The organism is Nocardia sp. NPDC051911 (genome assembly GCF_040681035.1).
GTDB lineage: Bacteria > Actinomycetota > Actinomycetes > Mycobacteriales > Mycobacteriaceae > Nocardia > Nocardia sichangensis.
The window spans coordinates 163609-182992 of record NZ_JBFAXY010000008.1 but is presented as its reverse complement, the minus strand read 5'-3'; the positions used below and the strand labels follow the sequence as shown (position 1 = coordinate 182992).

The window sequence follows — 19384 nt, the reverse complement described above, 5'->3', positions numbered from 1 at the left end:
CCGGAGCAACAGACCCGCATCCGGGTCTGAAACAATGGCTCATCGTGAAGAACTTCGAATCCCTGTTCGCCGAACTGCAGGATCGTGCGGTCAACCGCCCCGAGGGGTCCGGAACCGTTGCCGCGCTGGACGCAGGCGTGCATACCCAGGGTAAGAAGGTGCTCGAGGAGGCCGGTGAAGTGTGGCTGGCCGCCGAACACGAGAGCGACGAGTCGCTCGCCGAGGAGATCTCCCAGCTGCTGTATTGGGTGCAGGTGCTGATGGTGGGTCGCGGGCTGAAGCTCGAAGACGTGTACCGACATCTGTGATGACGGCCGTCCGACACCCCGTTTCTCCTCCCGAAAGGACTCCCTCCATGCTGCGCGTCGCAGTCCCCAACAAAGGCGCCCTCTCCGAATCCGCCGTCTCGATCCTCGCCGAGGCGGGCTACCGCAAGCGCACGGATTCCCGCGATCTGACCGTGCTCGACCCGGCCAACCAGGTCGAGTTCTTCTTTCTGCGACCCAAGGACATCGCGATCTACGTCGGTTCCGGGGAGCTGGATCTCGGCATCACCGGTCGTGATCTCGCCCTCGATTCCGGCGCACCGGTGCAGGAACGGCTCGCCCTCGGCTTCGGCCGCTCCACCTTCCGTTACGCCGCCCCGGCCGGACGGGAGTGGAAGGTCGAGGACCTCGCCGACAAGCGCATCGCCACTTCCTACCCGAACCTGGTGCTCGACGATCTGCGCGGCCGCGGCATCGAGGCCGAGGTGATCCGCCTCGACGGCGCGGTGGAGATCTCCATCCAGCTCGGCGTCGCCGACGCCATCGCCGACGTCGTCGGCTCCGGGCGCACGCTGCGCCAGCACAACCTCGTCGCGTTCGGTGAATCGCTGTGCGACTCCGAGGGTGTGCTGGTCGAGCGCAAGGACGCCGATCGCGGCGACCGGGCACGGAATCAGCTCGTCGCCCGGATCCAGGGCGTGGTCTTCGCCCAGCAGTACGTCATGCTGGACTACGACTGCCCGAAGAATTTGCTCGACGAGGCGTTCGTCATCACCCCCGGGTTGGAATCGCCGACCGTGGCGCCGCTGGCCGACACCGGCTGGGTCGCGGTCCGCGCACTGGTGCCGCGCAAGCAGAGCAACGAGTTGATGGACAAGCTGGCCGATCTGGGCGCGAAAGCCATCCTGGCCACGGACATCCGCTCCTGCCGCGCATTCTGAACGCCGGATTCGTCCGATACGCCTGATTCGTTCAGGCTGAGCGCAATCGGTGTGCCCTGTGACCGGGGGTTGCTACCGTGCGGCCTCTCGATGAGGAAACGCAAGGAGCCCCCGTGTCACAGTCACCACCCGAGGAGCAGTCGGGCAGCACATTCACCTGGAACGAGGACTGGCTGGCGGCGATCGCCGGGCTGATCCTGATCGCGCTGGTCCTGCTCGGCGCGACTCCGGATTGGCTGGTGCCGTGATGGCCGAGACCGGCGCCGAATCGGCGAAGGAATCGAAGGCTTTGGCGGACAAGGATTCCGGCGTGGCCGCGCCCGGCGGAATCCCGTCATCCGAGACGGAAGCGGTGCAGGCGACGTCCCGGCCGACCGCCGGGACCATCGCGGCCGGTATCGCGGTCGTGATCGTGCTCGGCGCCCTCACCCGCTACTTCGAGACACACGTCCCGCAGTGGGCAGTGGGCACTCCGTTCCAGCGCGTCGCCAAGTCCGTCGAATACCCGGTGTACGCCATCGCCCTTGGTCTGCTCGGCAATGTCGTGCTGAGCAAACTCGCACTGCGCGACCGGCTTTCGGCGGGATTCCGCACCGAATTCTTCATCAAGACCGGCGTGGTGCTGCTCGGCGCTTCGATCAACCTGAAGGTCCTGGTCACCGCGGCGGGTCCGTCGATCCTGCAAGCGCTGCTGCTGATCACGGCCGTGTTCGGCTTCACCTGGTGGCTGGGCGGACGCCTCGGGCTGGACGACAAGCTGCGCGCGCTGCTGTCCTCGGCGGTGTCGATCTGCGGTGTCAGCGCGGCCATCGCCGCGGCGGGCGCGGTGCAGGCGCGGCGCGAGCAGATCGCCTACGCGGCCTCGCTGGTAATCGTCTTCGCGTTGCCCTCGATCTTCCTGCTGCCCTGGCTGGCGGAGGTGCTCGGCTTGTCGGACGCGGTCGCGGGCGCCTGGATCGGCGGCAATATCGACACCACGGCGGCGGTCGCGGCCTCCGGCGCGATCGCGGGGGAGAAGGCGCTGCAGATCGCCACTATCGTCAAGACCACGCAGAACGCGCTGATCGGTGTGGTCGCCATCGCGCTGACCGCGTACTTCACGCTGCGCGTCGAGCGGGCGCCCGGTGCGGTGCGGCCCTCGCCGCGCCAGTTCTGGGAGCGGTTCCCGAAGTTCGTGCTCGGCTTCATCGCCGCCTCGGTCATCGGCACGCTGTACCTGCAGGCGGTGGACAAGAAGTCCGGTGCGGCGCACATCGCGATCATCAACGATCTGCGCACCTGGTTCCTGATCTTCGCGTTCGTCTCCATCGGCTTGGAGTTCTCGCTGCGCGGACTGCGGGAAGCGGGCTGGCGGCCGGTCGTGGTGTTCGGGTCCGCGGCGGTCGTGAATCTCGCGGTGGGTCTCGGACTCTCGGTGCTGCTGTTCCACAATTTCACCGCCTGAGCGTCGGCCCCATGGATACGCAGCCGAAACTCGGGCACGCGATGTCGCCCGGTCCTGGACATCGGGGCCGGGCGGCCCGCCGTTCGGGAAATGTTCACCGGCCGAATACGCGGGTCGGCTCGAAACCACCGGCCTCATCGGGAAGACTGTCGGGCGTGTCGGACAGGATCAACGACGAGAAGGCCGCGGCGGAGCCGGGCCGACGAGCGACCACCCCGGCGGCCGACGGTGTCCCCGCGCGCGGCACGGCGTGGACGCGGATACGAAACCTGTTCATCATCGCGGGCGACGCGGTACTGGTCGTGGTCCTGATCGGAGCGGTTTTCCTGCTCGGCGAGCGCGGGACGTCATTGGACTTCCTGGTGGCCGCGCTGGGCCACTAGCTCGTCAGTCCGAGACGGCTTCGGCCAGGGTCTCGTCCGGGGATTCGGTGACGCCGCCGCTCGGCCAGCCAGGGTAGGGCGGCGGCGTGCCGCCGAATGCCGGGCACAAAGGCTTGTAGTCGCAGTACGAGCACAGCCAGCTGGTGTTCGGCTGGAAGTCCCCGGTGCGGCCCGCCTCGAGAATGGCCGCCCACAGTGCCGAGAGCGTGCGCTCGAAGCGCAGCAACTCCTGCTCCTCGGGGGCGTAGGTGAGGATCTGCTCGTCGGCGAGGTAGATCAGCCGCAGCTGGGCGGGCACCAGGCCGCGGGTGCGCAGTACGACCAGCGCGTAGAACTTCAACTGGAACAGCGCTTTGGTCTCTTGCGTCGGCCCCGGCGCACGGCCGGTCTTGTAGTCCACGACGCGCAGGGCGCCGCTGGGCGCGAGGTCGATCCGGTCGACGAACCCACGCAGCGGCGCGCCGTCGGCCAGTTCCACCTCCACCCGCGCTTCGCGCGACTCCGGATCGAACCGGGTCGGATCCTCCAGCCGGTAGTAGCGGCGCACCAGCGCGCGCACCTCCTCGAGGAACGCGTCGAGTTGCCCCGCGGCGACCAGTTCCGCCACCTCCGGCTGTTGGGCGTGCACCCGCGCCCACGCCGTCGGCACCAGGGCCTCGGCGCGCTCGGGCACCCGCTCGGCCGCGGGCAGCCCGTAGAGGTCCTCCAGCACCGCGTGCACCACCGTGCCGCGCACCGCGTGCACCGAAGGCCGCTCCGGTATCCGATCGATCGCGCGAAAGCGGTATTTCAGCGGACACTGCTTGAAATCCATTGCCCGGGAAGGCGAGAGCGCGGGCCGGGCGCGGGTGGCCGTCGGATCGGGCCGGGCGGTCCGCGCGTCGTCGGCAGGGGGCGTGGACACGGGCGAGCACATACCTGGCAGGCTATCCGGCGGCACCGACACGCCGGTGCGTCACAGCACGATTCCGACAAGTGGAACGGAGATTCATGACGGCCAGACGGACCGGGCCATTCACCATCGGTGACCGGGTGCAGCTGACCGATGCCAAAGGACGCCTGTACACGGTGGTCTTGGAGCCGGGCAAGGAATTCCACACCCATCGCGGCGGGATCAAGCACGACAGCCTGATCGGTGCCGACGAGGGCAGCGTGGTGCATTCCACCAACGGCACGCCCTATCTCGCACTGCGTCCGCTGCTGATCGACTACGTGCTGTCCATGCCGCGCGGCGCCGCGGTGATCTACCCGAAGGACGCCGCGCAGATCGTGCACGAGGGCGACATGTTCCCCGGCGCGCGTGTGCTGGAAGCCGGCGCGGGGTCCGGTGCGCTGACCTGCTCGCTGCTGCGGGCGGTGGGGCCGCAGGGGCAGGTGGTGTCCTACGAGATCCGCGCCGACCACGCAGAGCACGCGATCCGCAACGTCGAGACGTTTTTCGGCGAGCGGCCGGCGAACTGGTCGCTGACCGTGGGTGACGTGGCCGACTACACCGGAGAGCCGGTGGATCGCGCGGTACTGGACATGCTCGCGCCGTGGGATGCGCTACCGGCGGTGTCCAAGGCGCTCGTGCCGGGCGGCGTGCTGATCGTCTATGTGGCCACCGTCACCCAGCTGTCGAAAGTGGTCGAAGCGCTGCGCGAGCAGGAGTGCTGGACCGAGCCACGCTCCTGGGAGTCGCTGGTGCGACCGTGGCATGTGGTCGGCCTCGCCGTGCGGCCCGAGCACCGCATGCAGGGTCACACCGCCTTCCTGGTCAGCGCCCGCAGGCTCGCCGAGGGCACCGTCACGCCCAAGCCGCAGCGCAGGCCCTCGAAGGGCTGAGCGCGGCCGGGCGGGCGAGGTGGTGGCCGACTCAGGCCGGGACGCAGGGCGCCTGCGCGAAGCCGAGCAGCAGACAGCCGCTCGCGTCCGTCAGCTTCCAGGTGCCGTCGACGTTTTCCCAGCTCAGCGGCACGGCGGGGGCGGCGCCATGCGGGGAGGTGATGGTCACCTGCGCGTTCGCGGTGTTGCCCTGGGTGGTGATGTCGGCGACGGCGAAGGTGAGCGCGTAGCCCTGCAGGCCCTTGTTCATCTGGTCGATGTTCGCTGTGCGCTTTTCACCGTTGACGATCAGCTTGGCCTTCTCGGGGGTGGGTACAGTCGGATCGGTGAGCTTTACCAGCACGGCCTGCAAGGTATCGGCGGTCGGCGCACCGGTCGCATGGGCGGAGTGATCGTGGGTACCCGACGCGGCGGTGCTGGTGGCGGCCGAGGTCGCCGCGCCGGTGGAGTCGTCGTCGGAGCCGCACGCCGCCACCGCGCCGGAGATGGCCAGCGCCGCCGCGGCGGTGACGAGGGAAAAACGCAGGGTTCTCGCGGGAAGGAGCATGGTCGGCAACCTTTCGGCTCGAGCGGCGAGGAGGCTCACCAGGGTCGGGTTAGGGCAGGCTAACATGGTGATCCGGCCGCCGATCGCGGCCCAGATGTGATCACCACGAAACCATGTCGGAAAGCGAGAACGGGTCGCGCCCGGTAGCGTTGATAGACCGGGACTGGGAGGAGCAGCACATGAGCCCCATCGAGAATTCGGATTCGGCGGCCTGGAGAGAGCTCGAGGCAGTGCGCGCCGAGGCGGCTGCACTCCGAAGGCAACTCGCCGATTCGCCGGATCGCACACGGGAATTGGAAGCCCGCATCGATTCGCTGACCATTCGCAACACGAAGCTGATGGACACCCTCAAGGAAGCGCGCCAGCAGCTGGTCGCGCTGCGTGAGGAGGTCGATCGGCTGGGTCAGCCGCCGAGCGGATACGGCATTCTGATCGGTGTGTACGACGATCAGACGGTCGACGTGTTCACTTCGGGTCGCAAGATGCGGTTGACGTGTTCACCGAACATCGAGACCTCGACGCTCGAATACGGTCAGACCGTCCGCCTCAACGAGGCGCTCACGGTCGTCGAGGCCGGGCACTACGACGCGGTCGGCGAGATCGGCACCCTCCGGGAGATCCTCGACGACGGTCGTCGCGCCCTGGTCGTCGGCCATGCCGACGAGGAGCGTGTGGTGTGGCTGGCAGGCCCGCTGGCGAAGGTCGCCGAGATGGACGACCTCGACGATCCCGATTCCCCCATCCGCAAGCTGCGGCCGGGCGACTCGCTGCTGGTCGACACGAAGGCCGGTTTCGCCTTCGAGCGCATCCCCAAGGCCGAGGTCGAGGACCTCGTGCTGGAAGAGGTGCCCGACGTCGACTACAGCGACATCGGCGGTCTCGGCAGGCAGATCGAGCAGATCCGCGACGCGGTGGAGCTGCCATTCCTGCACAAGGACCTCTTCCGCGAGTACGCGCTGCGTCCGCCGAAGGGTGTGCTGCTCTACGGTCCCCCCGGCTGCGGTAAGACGCTCATCGCCAAGGCGGTGGCCAACTCGCTGGCCAAGAAGATCGCCGAGGCGCGCGGTGAGGATGCCAAGGAAGCCAAGTCGTTCTTCCTGAACATCAAGGGCCCCGAGCTGCTCAACAAGTTCGTGGGTGAGACCGAGCGTCACATCCGGATCATCTTCCAGCGGGCCCGCGAGAAGGCGTCCGAAGGCACGCCGGTGATCGTGTTCTTCGACGAGATGGATTCCATCTTCCGCACCCGCGGCTCCGGCGTCTCCTCCGATGTCGAGACCACGGTGGTGCCGCAGCTGCTGTCGGAGATCGATGGTGTCGAGGGCCTGGAGAACGTCATCGTGATCGGCGCCTCCAACCGTGAGGACATGATCGATCCCGCGATCCTGCGGCCGGGCCGCCTGGACGTGAAGATCAAGATCGAGCGTCCGGACGCGGAGTCGGCGCAGGACATCTTCTCGAAGTACCTCACCCAGGAGTTGCCGCTGCACGACGACGACCTGGCCGAGTTCGGCGGCGACAAGGTCTTGTGCATCAACGCCATGATCGAACGCGTCGTCGACCGGATGTACGCCGAGAGCGAGGACAACCGCTTCCTGGAGGTCACCTACGCCAACGGTGACAAGGAGGTCCTGTACTTCAAGGACTTCAACTCCGGCGCCATGATCCAGAACATCGTGGACCGCTCCAAGAAGTACGCCATCAAGGCGGTGCTCGACACGGGCAACCCGGGTCTGCGCATCCAGCATCTCTACGATTCGATCGTGGACGAGTTCTCCGAGAACGAGGACCTGCCCAACACCACGAATCCGGACGACTGGGCACGCATCTCGGGTAAGAAGGGCGAGCGGATCGTCTACATCCGCACGCTGGTCACCGGCAAGAACGCCAGTGCCAGCCGCGCCATCGACACCGAGTCGAACACCGGTCAGTACCTGTAAAGGTTCCGCCGACCACGATGGGCCGCGTCTCCCCGGAGACGCGGCCCTTTCGCTGTCCAGGGCGCAGGTGACGGTGCACGGCGACGGCCGCACACCACTCGTATCCGGATGACTCTCGACGGCGCGCCATTCGGCGTCGTCGCTCATCAGCAGGCCTACAGTCCGCTCGTGCTAAAATTTGACCATGCGGCCAGAAAACAGTACGAGTGGCCAACGGCGGTCCTTTATCGAAGAGGCGCGACGGCGGCAGATCATCGCCTCCGCGGTGGAGGTGATCTCCGAGGTCGGGTACGCGAATGCTTCGCTGGCGCGGATCGCCGAGCACGCGGGCATCTCCAAGGGCGTCATCTCCTACCACTTCGAGGGCAAGGACGATCTGATGACGCAGCTGGTGGTCCAGCTCTACGTCTCGGCCGCGGAGTACATCGCGCCACGGGTCGGAGCGGCGGCCGGACCGCGCGCGAGCCTGCTGGCCTACCTCGAATCGAACCTCGGTTTCATCGATGCGAATACCACGTATGTGGCGGCGCTGGTCGAGGTGGTGACGAATCTGCGGGACGCGGAAGGCAACCCGAAGTTCGCCTCCGCCGACGGTGAACGCGACATCATCGCGCCGCTGGTCGACATCCTCACCGAAGGGCAGCGCACCGGCGAGTTCGGCGAGTTCGATCCGCTCTTGATGGCCAAGTCCATCCGCGACGCCATCGATGGCGCCGCCGGACGGGCGGTCCGGGAACAGGACTTCGCGATGGACGCGTACGCGGCACACGTGTGCCGGTTGTTCGACACGGCGACCCGGAAAGCGGGTAACGATGACTGAGGTACTGGACACCCCGCGGCGCCGGGACGATGCCACGACACCGTTGCCCTCGTTCGCCTTCGGCGGAGTCGGCGCGGTGGCGGCGCTGGGTGCGGTGGCGCTGCTGGTTTCCATCGGGCGGTACGGATTCTTCGGCGACGAGCTGTATTTCGTCGCGGCAGGCCGCAGGCTCGCGGTCGGCTACGCCGATCAGGGGCCGCTGCTACCCGCGATCGCGCGGATGACGGATCTGCTCGCCCCGGATTCGCTGATGGCACTGCGTCTTCCGGCCGTGCTCGTCACCGTGGCCGCGGTGGTGGTGACCGCCCAGATCGCCAGGGAGTTCGGGGGCGGTCGCCCGGCGCAGGTGCTTGCCGCGGCCGCGTATGCCACCTCGCCGTTCCTGCTGGTGCAGGGTGATCAGCTGGCCACCAATACGATCGACACGGCGTTGTGGGTGGTGGTGAGCTGGCTGGTGATCCGCTGGGTTCGCACCCGCCACGACGGTTTGCTGCTGGCCTCGGCGCTGTTCACCGCGGTGGATATGCAGGTCAAGTGGCTGATTCCGTTCTTCTGGCTCGCACTGGTGATCGGGGTGGCGATCTACGGACCGCGTGAGCTGCTGCGCCGCCCCGCCCTGTGGTGCGGCGCCGCGATCGTCGTCCTCACCTCGGTACCCAGCCTGGTGTGGCAGGCGGCGCACGGGTGGCCGCAGCTGCGTCTGGGTGGTGTGGTCGCCGCGGAGCAGGCCACGATCGGCGGGCGCTACATCTGGCTGCCGCTCGCGCTCGCCGCCGCCGGATTGATCGGTGGATTGCTGCTGGTGTACGGGGTGTGGACCCTGTTCCGTGCCGAAAGCTTGCGGCCGTACCGTTTTCTCGGTGTCCTGCCGTTGGTGCTGATCGTGGTCTTCATCGCGACCGGTGGACGACCGTACTACGCGGCGGGTTGCTACGGAGCGCTGATCGCGGTCGGCGCGGTGCGGTGGATGGAGAACCGGCGGCGATCGCGTGTGACCCTCACCGTTGCGGTGGCCGCGATATCCGTTGCGCTGGTGATTTTCTCGCTGCCCCTGCGCCCGGAATCCGACATCGACCCGGTCGACACCCAAGCCCAGGCGGGGCTGGAGATCGCGGTCTACGGTCGGTTCGGCTGGTCCGAACTCGCGGCCGGGACCGCGGCGGCCTACGCGGCGCTGCCGGAGCCGGAACGGGCTTCGGCCGTGGTGATCGCCGATTCCTATTGGCAGGCAAGCGCCTTGGACCTCGCGCGCGCGACCCATGGCCTGCCCGCCGTCTTCAGTCCGAATCGCGGGTTCGGCTACTTCGGCACCCCGCCGGACACGGCGACGACGGTGCTGTGGGTGGGTGGCACTGAGGCCGATGTGCGCGCGCACTGTGCCGAGGTGACCGCGATCGGGCAGGTCGACGCTCGTCTCGGGTTCCCGGGGGTCACCCGCGGCGTCACTGTCTGGCGTTGCGCGCGACCGCTCGTGCCGTGGTCGCGAGCATGGCCGGGCATGCTGCGGCTGAACTGATCCGGTTCCGGCTCACCACCAGCCGAGGATCGGCGACAACTGTCTGCCGAGTTCCGGTGCCAGCGACCGCGAATAGCTGGCGGTGAGGTGATGCTCGTCGTGGTAGATCAGGACGTTGCCCTCGGTGACCGCGCATACGTCGCGTTCGCACAGCGCGTCGGACAGGTCCAGCGGGAACACGTTGGGGAACGAGGCGGCGAACTCCAGCGCCGGATCGACCGCGTTCAGCGCCTCCGCGCGCGGCATCCCGCAGCTGATCCGGTCGCCGTGCTGGGCGAGGCAATCGATGGCCCGGTACCGCACGCCGTCGCGGCGCAGCCACGGCGTGTCACGGATGGCGAGCACGTTGAGTCCGCGGTCGGCCAGGCGGGTCCAGACGTCCAGATAGTCGGCCGGGGTCTCGTCACCCGCGCCGTCACGAGGGCGGGTCGCTGTCGTGAACACCCACTCCGGGCGTTCGACGCCCAGGCGGTCGATCACCTCCACAGACCAGTCGCGGCAGTCCGGATTCGCTTCACCCTTGTACATCGGTTCCGCCGCCACGGTCAGCGGGCAGCCCATCTTCAGGTAGACCTCGACCCGGAAGGAGTGCTCGCGGGCGAGCAGGTCGAGCGCGGGCACCCAATGCTCGGCATGCGAGCTGCCCACCACCGCGATGGTGCGCTCCGCGGCGGCGTCGCCATAGGTGCAGGTGATGACCTCGCGGGTATCCCAGTCCGCGATGCAGCCGTCGCGCGAGGGGTAGGCCGCGTCCGCCGGCGCTTCGTACATGCTCGGCCGCATCGGAGCCTCGGGCGCGCTCACGCCGTTGACCAGTGCTTCCGCGCCGGGATAGCGCGCCGAGTCCAGCCCGGCCACCGCTCGCGGCGGATTCGCCTTGGTCACCACCTGCTCGCCCAGCGCCGCCGCGAGTACCGCGATGCCGAGCGCAGCGACCAGCCGGCCCGTGCGGCGTCCGCGGGCGGGCGTCTTTCCGGCCGGACGACCGGACCGCACTCGTAGCGGCTCCTCGATGAACCGGTTGGTCAGGTAGGCGAGTACCAGCGACGCCCCGACGACGCCCAGACCCACGCCGAGTCCCGCGGTCGCGGCTCCCGTCCGCGCCAGGACGAAGATCAGAATCGGCCAGTGCCACAGATACAGCGCGTAGGACAGTTCGCCGAGGCGCACCGCGGCCGGTGCGCCGAGCAGCCGGTTCGGTAGTGGCTGATCCGCGGCGGCGAGATCGCCGCCCGCGACGATCAGCGCCAGTGTGGCCCCGACTGGCACCAGCGCGGCGGGACCGGGGAACCGATCGGCGCCGTCGATCAACCAACCGCACGTGAGCACCGCGACCGCGCCGAGGACGGCGGCCGCGACCCGCACCGAACGCGGCGGTGACAGCCAGGGCGCGACGATCGCCAGCAGCGCCCCGGCGAGGAGTTCCCAGGCGCGGGCGAAACTGTCGTAGTAGTTCCAGCCCTGATGCACCGCGGTACCGTGCGCGGCGTAGACGAACGAGGCCACCGCGCCCGCGGCGAGCGCGATCGCCAAGGCCGGACGCACTGCCCCCGGGCGAGCGAAACGCAGGCACAGGCCAGCGACCGACGCCACGACGATCAGCGCGAGCAGGTAGAACTGCATCTGCACCGCCATCGACCACAGATGCTGCAACGGGCTCACCGACGGATCGGCGGCCAGGTAGTCCGACCAGGACAGCGCCAGATACCAGTTCTGGTAGTACAGCAGCGACGCCAGCGTCTGCGCCGCCATCTCGCCCCACTGGGTGAACGGGCGAAGCAGCACGGTCGCCGCGACCACGGCCGCCAGAAGCGTGACCAGAGCGGGCAGTAATCGGCGGGCGAGCCGGCGAGCGGTGTGCGCGACACGGACCGTGCCGGTGGCCGCCACGCCGCGCAGCAGCGAGCCGGTGAAGAAGAACCCGGACAGCGCCAAGAACACGTCCACGCCGCCCGACACCCGGCCGAACCAGATGTGGAACGCCACGACCAGCGCGATCGCCACGCCGCGCAGCCCGTCCAGATCGTGCCGGTACCCGCCGGCGCCCGCCCGCGGCACGGCCGCCGCGGTGGCGACCGCACCCGGCCGGAGCAACCGATTCACCGCTCGGGCGACCGTCACCGGACTCGCGCGGCGCGGTCGTCGCGGAAACGGAATCCAACGGCTCGGCGACGGAGGCATGAACGGGACACGTCATTTCTCTTACCACGGGCGGTGAACCGTGGTCCAACTCGCAAGGCCGGAGTGGCGTGCGGAAACGGCGAGAAATACGGACAATTCGGTCACCCGTCGACGGGTCGTAATGGGTGGGTCGATAGGGTGGGGTCGTGAATGTTGAGGTGACACCCCTGCCGGGTATAGGTGTGCGCAAGGATTTTCCGCTGACCAATACACGACGCCGGATAGGGGTGATCGACCATCGCGACGGCACGATGGACCTCATCGTGAGCAAGCCGGACAACCCCGACGAGACCGAACAGGTACCGCTGTCGGGGAAGGAGGCGGCCGTGCTGGCCAGCCTGCTCGGCGCGCCGCAGCTGGTCGAACAACTGCGCGAGGAACACCGCGAGTTCACCGGACTGACCACCCGGCAGCTGTCCATCCCGGACCGCTCCCGCTTCGACGGACGCAGGCTGGGCGAAACTCAGATGCGCACCCGGACGAAGGCGTCCATCGTCGCCGTGGTCCGCAGCGGTCAGCCGATTCCCTCGCCGGGGCCTGACTTCACCTTCACCGCTGGAGACGTGCTGGTCGTCGTCGGCACAGTGGAGGGCCTCGAGGCCGCCGCCAAGATCCTGTTAGACGGCTGAGCGCATGGTCGCACACGAGACCGCGCTCGCGCTGATCCAGCTGGGCGCGGTGTTCTTCGGCCTCGGCCTGCTCGGGCGGATCGCCGCGCGCATCGGCATGTCGCCCATCCCGCTGTATCTGATCGGCGGATTGGTGTTCGGCACCGGTGGCCTCGTCGAGTTGCGGCAGGTGGACGACTTCATCCATCTCGCCAGCGAAATCGGCGTCGTCCTGCTGTTGTTGCTCCTCGGCCTGGAATACAGCGCGCCGGAACTGGTCACGGGCATGCGCCGCTCGTGGGCCGCGGGCGTGGTGGACATCGTGCTCAACGCGACGCCGGGTGTGCTCGTCGCGCTCGGGCTCGGCTGGGGGTTCACCGGCGCCATCGCGATGGCCGGGGTCACCTACATCTCGTCCTCCGGCATCGTCGCGAAGGTGCTCAACGATCTGGGCAGGCTCGGTAACCGGGAAACGCCGGTGATCCTGTCCATCCTGGTGTTCGAGGACCTGGTGATGGCCGGATACCTGCCGGTGCTGACCGCGGTGCTGGCCGGAGTCGGTTTCCTCGCCGGACTGAAGACGCTGGCCATCGCCCTGGCGGCGGTCACGGTCGTGCTGATCGTCGCGCTGCGCTACGGCCGCTACGTCTCCGCGATCGTCGACAGCGCCGACCGCGAGATCTTCCTGTTGAAGCTGCTGGGTTCCGCGCTGCTGGTGGCGGGCGCGGCCTCCGCTGTGCAAGTGTCCGCGGCGGTCGGCGCGTTCCTGCTCGGCATCGCGATTTCGGACTCCACCGCGCACAACGCCACCAAGCTCCTGGAACCGCTGCGCGACCTGTTCGCCGCACTGTTCTTCGTGCTGTTCGGCCTGAGCACCGACCCGACGAGCATTCCGCCGGTGCTGGGCTGGGCGTGCCTGCTGGCACTGGTCACGACGGCCAGCAAGATCGCCACCGGATGGTGGGCGGCCAAGCGGGCCGGTGCGGGCCGCTTGGGCCGGGCGCGCGCGGGCACCGCCCTGGTCGCCCACGGCGAGTTCTCGATCGTCATCGCGGGTCTCGCGGTGGCCGCTGGCGCGGTCCCCGCCGAATTCGCCGCGCTGGCCACAACCTACGTGCTGTTGATGGCGGTGCTCGGGCCGGTCGTCAGCCGGTTCGTCGAGCCGGCGATGGCGCTGCTGCTGCGTCGGCGCGCCGCGGTGTCCTGACCGATTCGTTCGAGCCCCCGAGCGGGCGGACGAGCCGGTCCCGCTGACGACCATGGTGGCGGCGACGATCGGACGCCGCCACCGTGGTCGTCCGGAATTCAGTTGCGGACGGCGACGGAATCGAGCACCACGTCGGCGGCCGGTGCGCCGTCGGACGAGCCGTCCTTGACTCCGGCGGCGGCGATGGCGTTCAGCACGTCCATGCCCGCGGTGACCCGGCCGAACGGGGTGTAGTTCGGCGGCAGCGGCGCGTCCCGGTAGACCAGGAAGAACTGGCTGCCGTTGGTGCCGGGGCCCGCGTTCGCCATCGCGATCGTGCCCGCCGGGTAGGTCGCGCCCGCCAGGTTCTCGTCGGGGAATTGATAGCCGGGCCCGCCCATGCCGGTCGCGGTGGGGTCGCCGCACTGCAGGACGTAGATGCCGTCGGTGGTGATCCGGTGGCACTTCGTCTGGTCGAAGTACCGTTCCCCGGCCAGGAACGCGAACGAGTTGACGGTGCGCGGTGCGTGGGCGGCGTCCAGGGCGACGGTCACGGTGCCGCAAGTGGTGATCAGCGTCGCCGTGTATTGCGCGTTGGGATCGATGGTCATGCCGGGTTCGGCGGGCCACTGCTTACCGTTCGGCTGCCCCGCGGTCGGTACGCCACAGCCGGCCGGGCCCTGCTCCCGAGCAGGCGACGGGGTCGCCGAGACGACACCGGTCGCGGACGCGACCAGCGCCGCGCCGACGACGAGGACCCCGAGGATCCGCAGCGATCGCCACGGCGCGCCCCGGCGCCCCGCGCGCCGGCCGTTGACGAGTTCTCGCGCTTGCACTTCGCTGCTCACCGCTGAAAATCTCCTTCACTCGGGGTTGCGCACCGGACGATGCAGCGCGAATCATTCCATCTCGCCCGACCAAGTGGGGGAGTACGGCTCGATTACTCGAGCACGGGCAGGTCGGGATGCCGCCGTAACCGCGGTTGCCACGGATTGGCTACAAAATGCCTCCAGGCACTCGTCGGACAACGGAACAGGTTCCCGGTGACGTATAACGAGGCATGGGAATCGTTCGAGCGGCGCTGGTCCAAACGAACTGGACCGGTGACAAGGAGTCGATGCTCGCGGCGCACGAGAACTACGCGCGCCGCGCCGCCGCGCACGGAGCCGCGGTGATCTGCTTCCAAGAACTGTTCTACGCCCCGTATTTCTGCCAGCGGCAGGACACGGAGTTCTACGACTACGCCGAATCCGTCCCGGGGCCGACGACGGAACGATTCGCGGAACTGGCGAAAGAATTGCGCCTGGTGATGATCCTGCCGGTGTACGAGCAGGAACAGCCGGGTCTGCTGTACAACACGGCGGCGGTGATCGACGCCGACGGCAGCTATCTCGGCAAGTACCGCAAACACCACCTTCCGCACGTGCACGGGTTCTGGGAGAAGTTCTATTTCCGGCCGGGCAACCTGGGCTGGCCGGTGTTCGACACGGCGGTGGGCAAGGTCGGCGTATACATCTGCTACGACCGGCACTTCCCGGAGGGGTGGCGCGCGCTGGCCCTCGCCGGTGCGGAACTCGTGTTCAATCCGTCGGCCACGTCGCGCGGCTTGTCCGGTTACCTCTGGAGACTGGAACAACCGGCGGCCGCGGTAGCCAACGAGTACTACATCGGTGCCATCAATCGGGTCGGCGCCGAGGAGTACGGCGACGACGACTTCTACGGCACCAGCTACTTCGTCGACCCCGAAGGCAAGTTCGTCGGCGAGGTCGCCTCCGATACCGACCCCGAGCTGGTCGTCCGTGATCTGGACATGGACCTGATCAAGGTGGTGCGCGACCGCTGGGCCTTCTACCGCGATCGGCGCCCCGACGCCTACGGGCCGCTGGTGGCCCCCTGAGACCGGGGAGAACGACATGGCGCGCACCTTCATCCACGGTGGCACGGTGGTCTCCGCCACCGGAGCGCAGCCGCTCGACGTGCTCGTCGACGGCGAGACCATCGCCGCCGTCCTGCGGCCGGGCTCCGTCGCGCTGGGCGCGGATCTCGCCGCGTCCGCCGATCGCGTGCTCGACGCGACCGGCAGATACGTCATCCCCGGCGGCGTGGACGGTCACACCCACATGCAGATGCCCTTCGGTGGGACCGAGGCCTCCGACACCTTCGAGACCGGCACCCGCGCGGCCGCGTGGGGCGGCACCACCACCATCATCGACTTCGTCGTCCAGCGGCAAGGGGAACGGGTCCAGGACACGCTGGCCGCCTGGCACGCGAAAGCGGCCGGGCAATGCGCGATCGACTACGGCTTCCATCAGATCATCGGCGACGTCGACGACGAATCCTTGAAGGGCATGAGCGAATTGGTGGCCGAGGGCGTCACCAGCTTCAAGCTCTTCATGGCCTACCCGGGGGTCTTCTACTCCACCGACGGCCAGATCCTGCGCGCCATGCAGTCAGCGGCGGAACTCGGCGCGCTGGTGATGATGCACGCGGAGAACGGGATAGCCATCGATGTGCTGGTCGAACAGGCGCTCGCGCGAGGGGACAACGCGCCGTACTTCCACGGCACGACCCGACCGTGGCAGCTCGAGGAGGAGGCCACCCACCGCGCGATCATGCTGGCCGAATTGACCGGCGTGCCGCTGTACGTCGTGCACGTGTCGGCCGAGCAGGCGCTGGCTCAGATCGCCGCCGCCCGCGACGCCGGGCGCAACGTCTTCGGCGAGACCTGCCCGCAGTACCTGTATCTCTCGCTCGAGGATCAGCTCGGCGCGCCGGGTTTCGAGGGCGCCAAATGGGTGTGCTCCACACCGCTGCGATCGAAGGCCGAAGGGCATCAGGACAAGCTGTGGCGCTACCTGCGCACCGGCGACGTCACGGCCGTCGGCACCGATCACTGTCCGTTCTGCATGAAGGGCCAGAAGGAGATGGGGCTCGGCGACTTCAGCAAGATCCCCAACGGTATCGGCGGCGTCGAGCATCGGATGGATCTGATGTTCCAGGGCGTCCGGTCCGGCCGGATCCCGCTGGAACGCTGGGTCGAGGTCTGCTGCACCACACCGGCCCGGATGTTCGGCATGTACCCGCGCAAAGGGGTGATCAGCCCGGGAGCGGACGCCGATATCGTCATCTACGACCCGGACGGCCACACCAGCATCGGTCTCGGCAAGACCCACCACATGAACATGGACTACTCGGCCTACGAGGGATTCGAGATCGACGGTCACGTCGACACGGTGCTGTCCCGGGGCCGGGTCGTCGTGGACGACGGCGGCTACCTCGGGCACGCGGGGCACGGCCGGTTCGTCGCGCGTGGACTCGCGCAGAACCTGATCTGACTTTCGATCCTCGGAACGGAGAAGTGCCGCATGGACATCGGTGTGGTGCTGCAATGCACGCCCCCGGCCTCGCGTGTGATCGAACTGGCCAGGCTCGCGGAGACATATGGGTTCTCCCACGTCTGGACCTTCGACTCGCATCTGCTCTGGCAGGAGCCCTATGTCATCTACAGCCAGATCCTGGCCGCCACCCGCAAGATCATGGTCGGTCCGATGGTGACGAACCCGGCCACTCGGGACTGGACGGTGACCGCGTCGGCCTTCGCCACGCTCAACGAGATGTTCGGCAATCGCACCGTATGCGGGATCGGCCGCGGCGACTCGGCCGTGCGCACGCTGGGCGGCAAGCCCGCCACGCTGGCCACGCTGCGCCGATCGATCGAGGTGATCCGCGAACTGGGCAACGGTCGCGGCGCGCGAGTGGACGACACGGTCGTGCGGTTGCCGTGGGCGGCCGACTCCCGGTTGGACGTGTGGGTGGCGGGCTACGGGCCACGCGCACTCGAGCTGACCGGTGCCGTGGCCGACGGATTCATTCTGCAACTGGCCGACCCCGACATCACGGCATGGACCGTCGCCCGGGTGCGCGCCGCGGCCGAGCGCGCGGGCCGGGACCCGGCGGCGGTGCGGATCTGCGTCGCCGCACCCGCTTATGTCACCGACGGGACGGACGCGGCGCAGGCGCACGCGCGGCAACAGTGCCGATGGTTCGGCGGGATGGTCGGCAACCACGTGGCGGAGATGGTGGCGAGATACGGTACGGCAGGCGACATCCCGGCTGCCCTCACGGACTACATCGAAGACAGGCGCGGCTACGACTACAACCTGCACGGACGCGCGGGCAATGTCCATGCCGAGTACGTGCCCGACGCCATCGTGGACCGCTTCTGCCTGCTGGGCACGCCCGACGACCAGCTGTCCCGGTTGCGGGAGCTGGAAAGGCTCGGTGTGGACCAGTTCGCCGTCTATCTCCAGCACGACGCGAAGAACGCGACTTTGGCGGCGTACGGTGAATCGGTGCTGCCTCGTCTCGCTTCCCTCGTGACCACGACCAAGTCGACCGAAGGGAGCGACTAGCGTGGCCGATCATGTCTTCTATCCCTGGAGCGCACAGGCCGAATTGAACCCGGCTCCGATCACCGGGGCGTTCGGCTCCTACTTCTGGGACGACACCGGCAAGCGCTATCTGGACTTCTCCTCCCAGCTGGTCAACGTGAACATCGGCCACCAGCATCCGGACATCGTCGCGGCGATCGTCGCCCAGGCGCAGCGGTTGGCGACCATCTCGCCGACGGTCGGCAACGACGTCCGCAGCGAACTGGCCCGGCTGATCGTCGAGCGGGCTCCCGGCGAGCTGAACCGGATCCTGTTCACCACCGGCGGCGCCGAGGCCGTCGAGCACGCGGTGCGTTTGGCGCGAAGCTACACCGGGCGGACGAAAATGCTCGCCGCCTACCGCTCCTACCACGGCGGCACGGGCGTCGCGATCGGCCTGACCGGGGAACCGCGCCGCTGGGGCGCGGAACCGACAAACGTCGACGTGGTGCGGTTCTTCGGCCCCTACCCCTACCGGTCACCGTGGGGCACGACGACTCCCGAGGAAGAGACGGCCGCCGCGCTGCGGCACCTGCGGCAGGTCATCGAGCTCGAGGGCCCGCAGCACATCGCGGGGTTGATTTTGGAGACGGTGGTCGGCACCAACGGTGTGCTCGTCCCGCCGCCCGGTTATCTGGCCGGCGTGCGAGCGCTGTGCGACGAGTTCGGCATCGTCTACATCGCCGATGAGGTGATGGTCGGATTCGGACGGGTGGGCGAATGGTTCGCGGTACAGGCGTTCGGCGTCGAGCCGGACATCATCACCTTCGCCAAGGGGGTGAACTCCGGCTACGTCCCGCTCGGTGGCGTGCTCATGGCCGAGCGGATCGCGCAGCGCTACGACCATGTGGTGTATCCGGGCGGTCTCACCTACGCGGGTCATCCGCTGGCCTGCGCGGCGGGTGTCGCCTCGATCGCGGTCTTCGAGCGTGAGGGAATCCTCGATCACGTACGGGCGGTGGGCGCCGATGTGCTCGGAAAAGGCCTGCGCGAACTCGCCGGTCGTCATCCGAGCGTCGGCGAGGTCCGTGGACTCGGCTTCTTCTGGGCGCTGGAACTGGTCCGGGACCAGCGCAGCAGACAGCCGCTGATCCCGTTCGCGGCGGCAGGCGCGGACGCCGAGCCGATGGCCGCGGTCACCGCCGCGGCCAAGGCACGCGGGCTGTGGCCGTTCAACGCGGGCAATCGCTTTCAGATCGCGCCGCCGCTGACCACGACGGCCGACGAACTGCGCACCGGCCTCGAGATCGTCGACGAAGTGCTCGACGTGGCCGACGGCTACGTCGCGAGCTGACCGG

At 68.4% G+C, this 19384-nt stretch carries 19 protein-coding genes; 15 read left to right on the top strand and 4 right to left on the bottom strand.

Annotated elements, in window-relative coordinates; all coding sequences use genetic code 11:
* Positions 1-44: 44 nt before the first annotated feature.
* The 5 genes from AB0L97_RS12735 to AB0L97_RS12715 all read left to right on the top strand — a co-directional run bounded on the left by AB0L97_RS12735 (position 45) and on the right by AB0L97_RS12715 (position 3034).
* The gene (locus AB0L97_RS12735; protein ID WP_039798430.1) at positions 45-308 is read left to right on the top strand and encodes a phosphoribosyl-ATP diphosphatase; all 264 of its coding nucleotides are present in this window, start codon (positions 45-47) and stop codon (positions 306-308) included.
* 47 nt (positions 309-355) lie between these two features.
* Complete coding sequence (gene hisG, locus AB0L97_RS12730) at positions 356-1207, top strand: ATP phosphoribosyltransferase (RefSeq protein ID WP_356962033.1); 852 nt, start codon at positions 356-358, stop codon at positions 1205-1207.
* 113 nt (positions 1208-1320) lie between these two features.
* Positions 1321-1455 carry a hypothetical protein gene (locus AB0L97_RS12725; RefSeq protein ID WP_364428353.1) on the top strand — a complete coding sequence of 45 codons (135 nt, stop codon included), beginning with the start codon at positions 1321-1323 and terminating at the stop codon, positions 1453-1455.
* Entirely contained in the window at positions 1455-2651 is a 1197-nt protein-coding gene (locus tag AB0L97_RS12720; protein ID WP_355077512.1) for a putative sulfate exporter family transporter, read from the top strand. The genes AB0L97_RS12725 and AB0L97_RS12720 overlap by 1 nt, the downstream gene beginning before the upstream one ends.
* A 155-nt stretch (positions 2652-2806) precedes the next feature.
* Positions 2807-3034, top strand: a complete 228-nt coding sequence (locus AB0L97_RS12715) for a hypothetical protein (protein WP_355077513.1) — start codon at positions 2807-2809, stop codon at positions 3032-3034.
* A 4-nt stretch (positions 3035-3038) separates the two neighbouring features.
* On the opposite strand, the gene AB0L97_RS12710 is transcribed toward AB0L97_RS12715, so the two are convergent.
* A complete protein-coding gene (locus tag AB0L97_RS12710) occupies positions 3039-3950 on the bottom strand; it encodes a RecB family exonuclease (protein ID WP_355077514.1) in 912 nt (303 codons plus the stop codon).
* Positions 3951-4024: 74 nt separating this feature from the next.
* Between AB0L97_RS12710 and AB0L97_RS12705 the strand changes: the two genes are divergently transcribed.
* A complete protein-coding gene (locus tag AB0L97_RS12705; RefSeq protein WP_355077516.1) occupies positions 4025-4858 on the top strand; it encodes a tRNA (adenine-N1)-methyltransferase in 834 nt (277 codons plus the stop codon).
* Positions 4859-4889: 31 nt separating this feature from the next.
* Here the strand turns inward: AB0L97_RS12705 and AB0L97_RS12700 are convergent, their stop codons facing one another.
* A complete protein-coding gene (locus tag AB0L97_RS12700) occupies positions 4890-5405 on the bottom strand; it encodes a hypothetical protein (protein WP_364428346.1) in 516 nt (171 codons plus the stop codon).
* A gap of 179 nt (positions 5406-5584) precedes the next feature.
* On the opposite strand from AB0L97_RS12700, the gene arc reads away from it, so the two are divergent.
* The 3 genes from arc to AB0L97_RS12685 all read left to right on the top strand — a co-directional run bounded on the left by arc (position 5585) and on the right by AB0L97_RS12685 (position 9681).
* A complete protein-coding gene (gene arc / locus AB0L97_RS12695) occupies positions 5585-7345 on the top strand; it encodes a proteasome ATPase (protein ID WP_364428343.1) in 1761 nt (586 codons plus the stop codon).
* A gap of 184 nt (positions 7346-7529) precedes the next feature.
* Positions 7530-8165 (top strand): TetR/AcrR family transcriptional regulator, encoded by a 636-nt coding sequence (locus AB0L97_RS12690; protein ID WP_364428340.1) that lies wholly within the window; start codon positions 7530-7532, stop codon positions 8163-8165.
* The gene (locus tag AB0L97_RS12685; RefSeq protein WP_364428337.1) at positions 8158-9681 is read left to right on the top strand and encodes a glycosyltransferase family 39 protein; all 1524 of its coding nucleotides are present in this window, start codon (positions 8158-8160) and stop codon (positions 9679-9681) included. Before AB0L97_RS12690 ends, AB0L97_RS12685 begins: the two co-directional genes overlap by 8 nt.
* A gap of 12 nt (positions 9682-9693) precedes the next feature.
* On the opposite strand, the gene AB0L97_RS12680 is transcribed toward AB0L97_RS12685, so the two are convergent.
* Positions 9694-11775, bottom strand: a complete 2082-nt coding sequence (locus tag AB0L97_RS12680; protein WP_364428584.1) for an acyltransferase family protein — start codon at positions 11773-11775, stop codon at positions 9694-9696.
* Between the two features lie 233 nt (positions 11776-12008).
* On the opposite strand from AB0L97_RS12680, the gene AB0L97_RS12675 reads away from it, so the two are divergent.
* Complete coding sequence (locus AB0L97_RS12675) at positions 12009-12491, top strand: TrkA C-terminal domain-containing protein (RefSeq protein WP_355077526.1); 483 nt, start codon at positions 12009-12011, stop codon at positions 12489-12491.
* 4 nt (positions 12492-12495) lie between these two features.
* Positions 12496-13677: a cation:proton antiporter gene (locus AB0L97_RS12670; RefSeq protein ID WP_355077528.1), complete on the top strand. Its 1182-nt coding sequence runs from the start codon at positions 12496-12498 to the stop codon at positions 13675-13677.
* A gap of 98 nt (positions 13678-13775) precedes the next feature.
* Here the strand turns inward: AB0L97_RS12670 and AB0L97_RS12665 are convergent, their stop codons facing one another.
* Entirely contained in the window at positions 13776-14504 is a 729-nt protein-coding gene (locus AB0L97_RS12665; protein WP_364428332.1) for a peptidylprolyl isomerase, read from the bottom strand.
* Positions 14505-14716: 212 nt separating this feature from the next.
* On the opposite strand from AB0L97_RS12665, the gene AB0L97_RS12660 reads away from it, so the two are divergent.
* From AB0L97_RS12660 to AB0L97_RS12645, 4 genes are read left to right on the top strand one after another with little or no spacing between them, the layout of a single operon-like run.
* Positions 14717-15553, top strand: coding sequence for a nitrilase-related carbon-nitrogen hydrolase (locus AB0L97_RS12660; protein WP_355077532.1), 837 nt, complete (start codon positions 14717-14719; stop codon positions 15551-15553).
* Between the two features lie 16 nt (positions 15554-15569).
* A complete protein-coding gene (gene hydA, locus AB0L97_RS12655; protein ID WP_355077534.1) occupies positions 15570-16991 on the top strand; it encodes a dihydropyrimidinase in 1422 nt (473 codons plus the stop codon).
* A 30-nt stretch (positions 16992-17021) separates the two neighbouring features.
* Positions 17022-18068 carry a TIGR03842 family LLM class F420-dependent oxidoreductase gene (locus tag AB0L97_RS12650; RefSeq protein ID WP_364428327.1) on the top strand — a complete coding sequence of 349 codons (1047 nt, stop codon included), beginning with the start codon at positions 17022-17024 and terminating at the stop codon, positions 18066-18068.
* Position 18069: 1 nt separating this feature from the next.
* The gene (locus tag AB0L97_RS12645) at positions 18070-19380 is read left to right on the top strand and encodes an aspartate aminotransferase family protein (protein ID WP_355077538.1); all 1311 of its coding nucleotides are present in this window, start codon (positions 18070-18072) and stop codon (positions 19378-19380) included.
* Positions 19381-19384 lie beyond the last annotated feature (4 nt).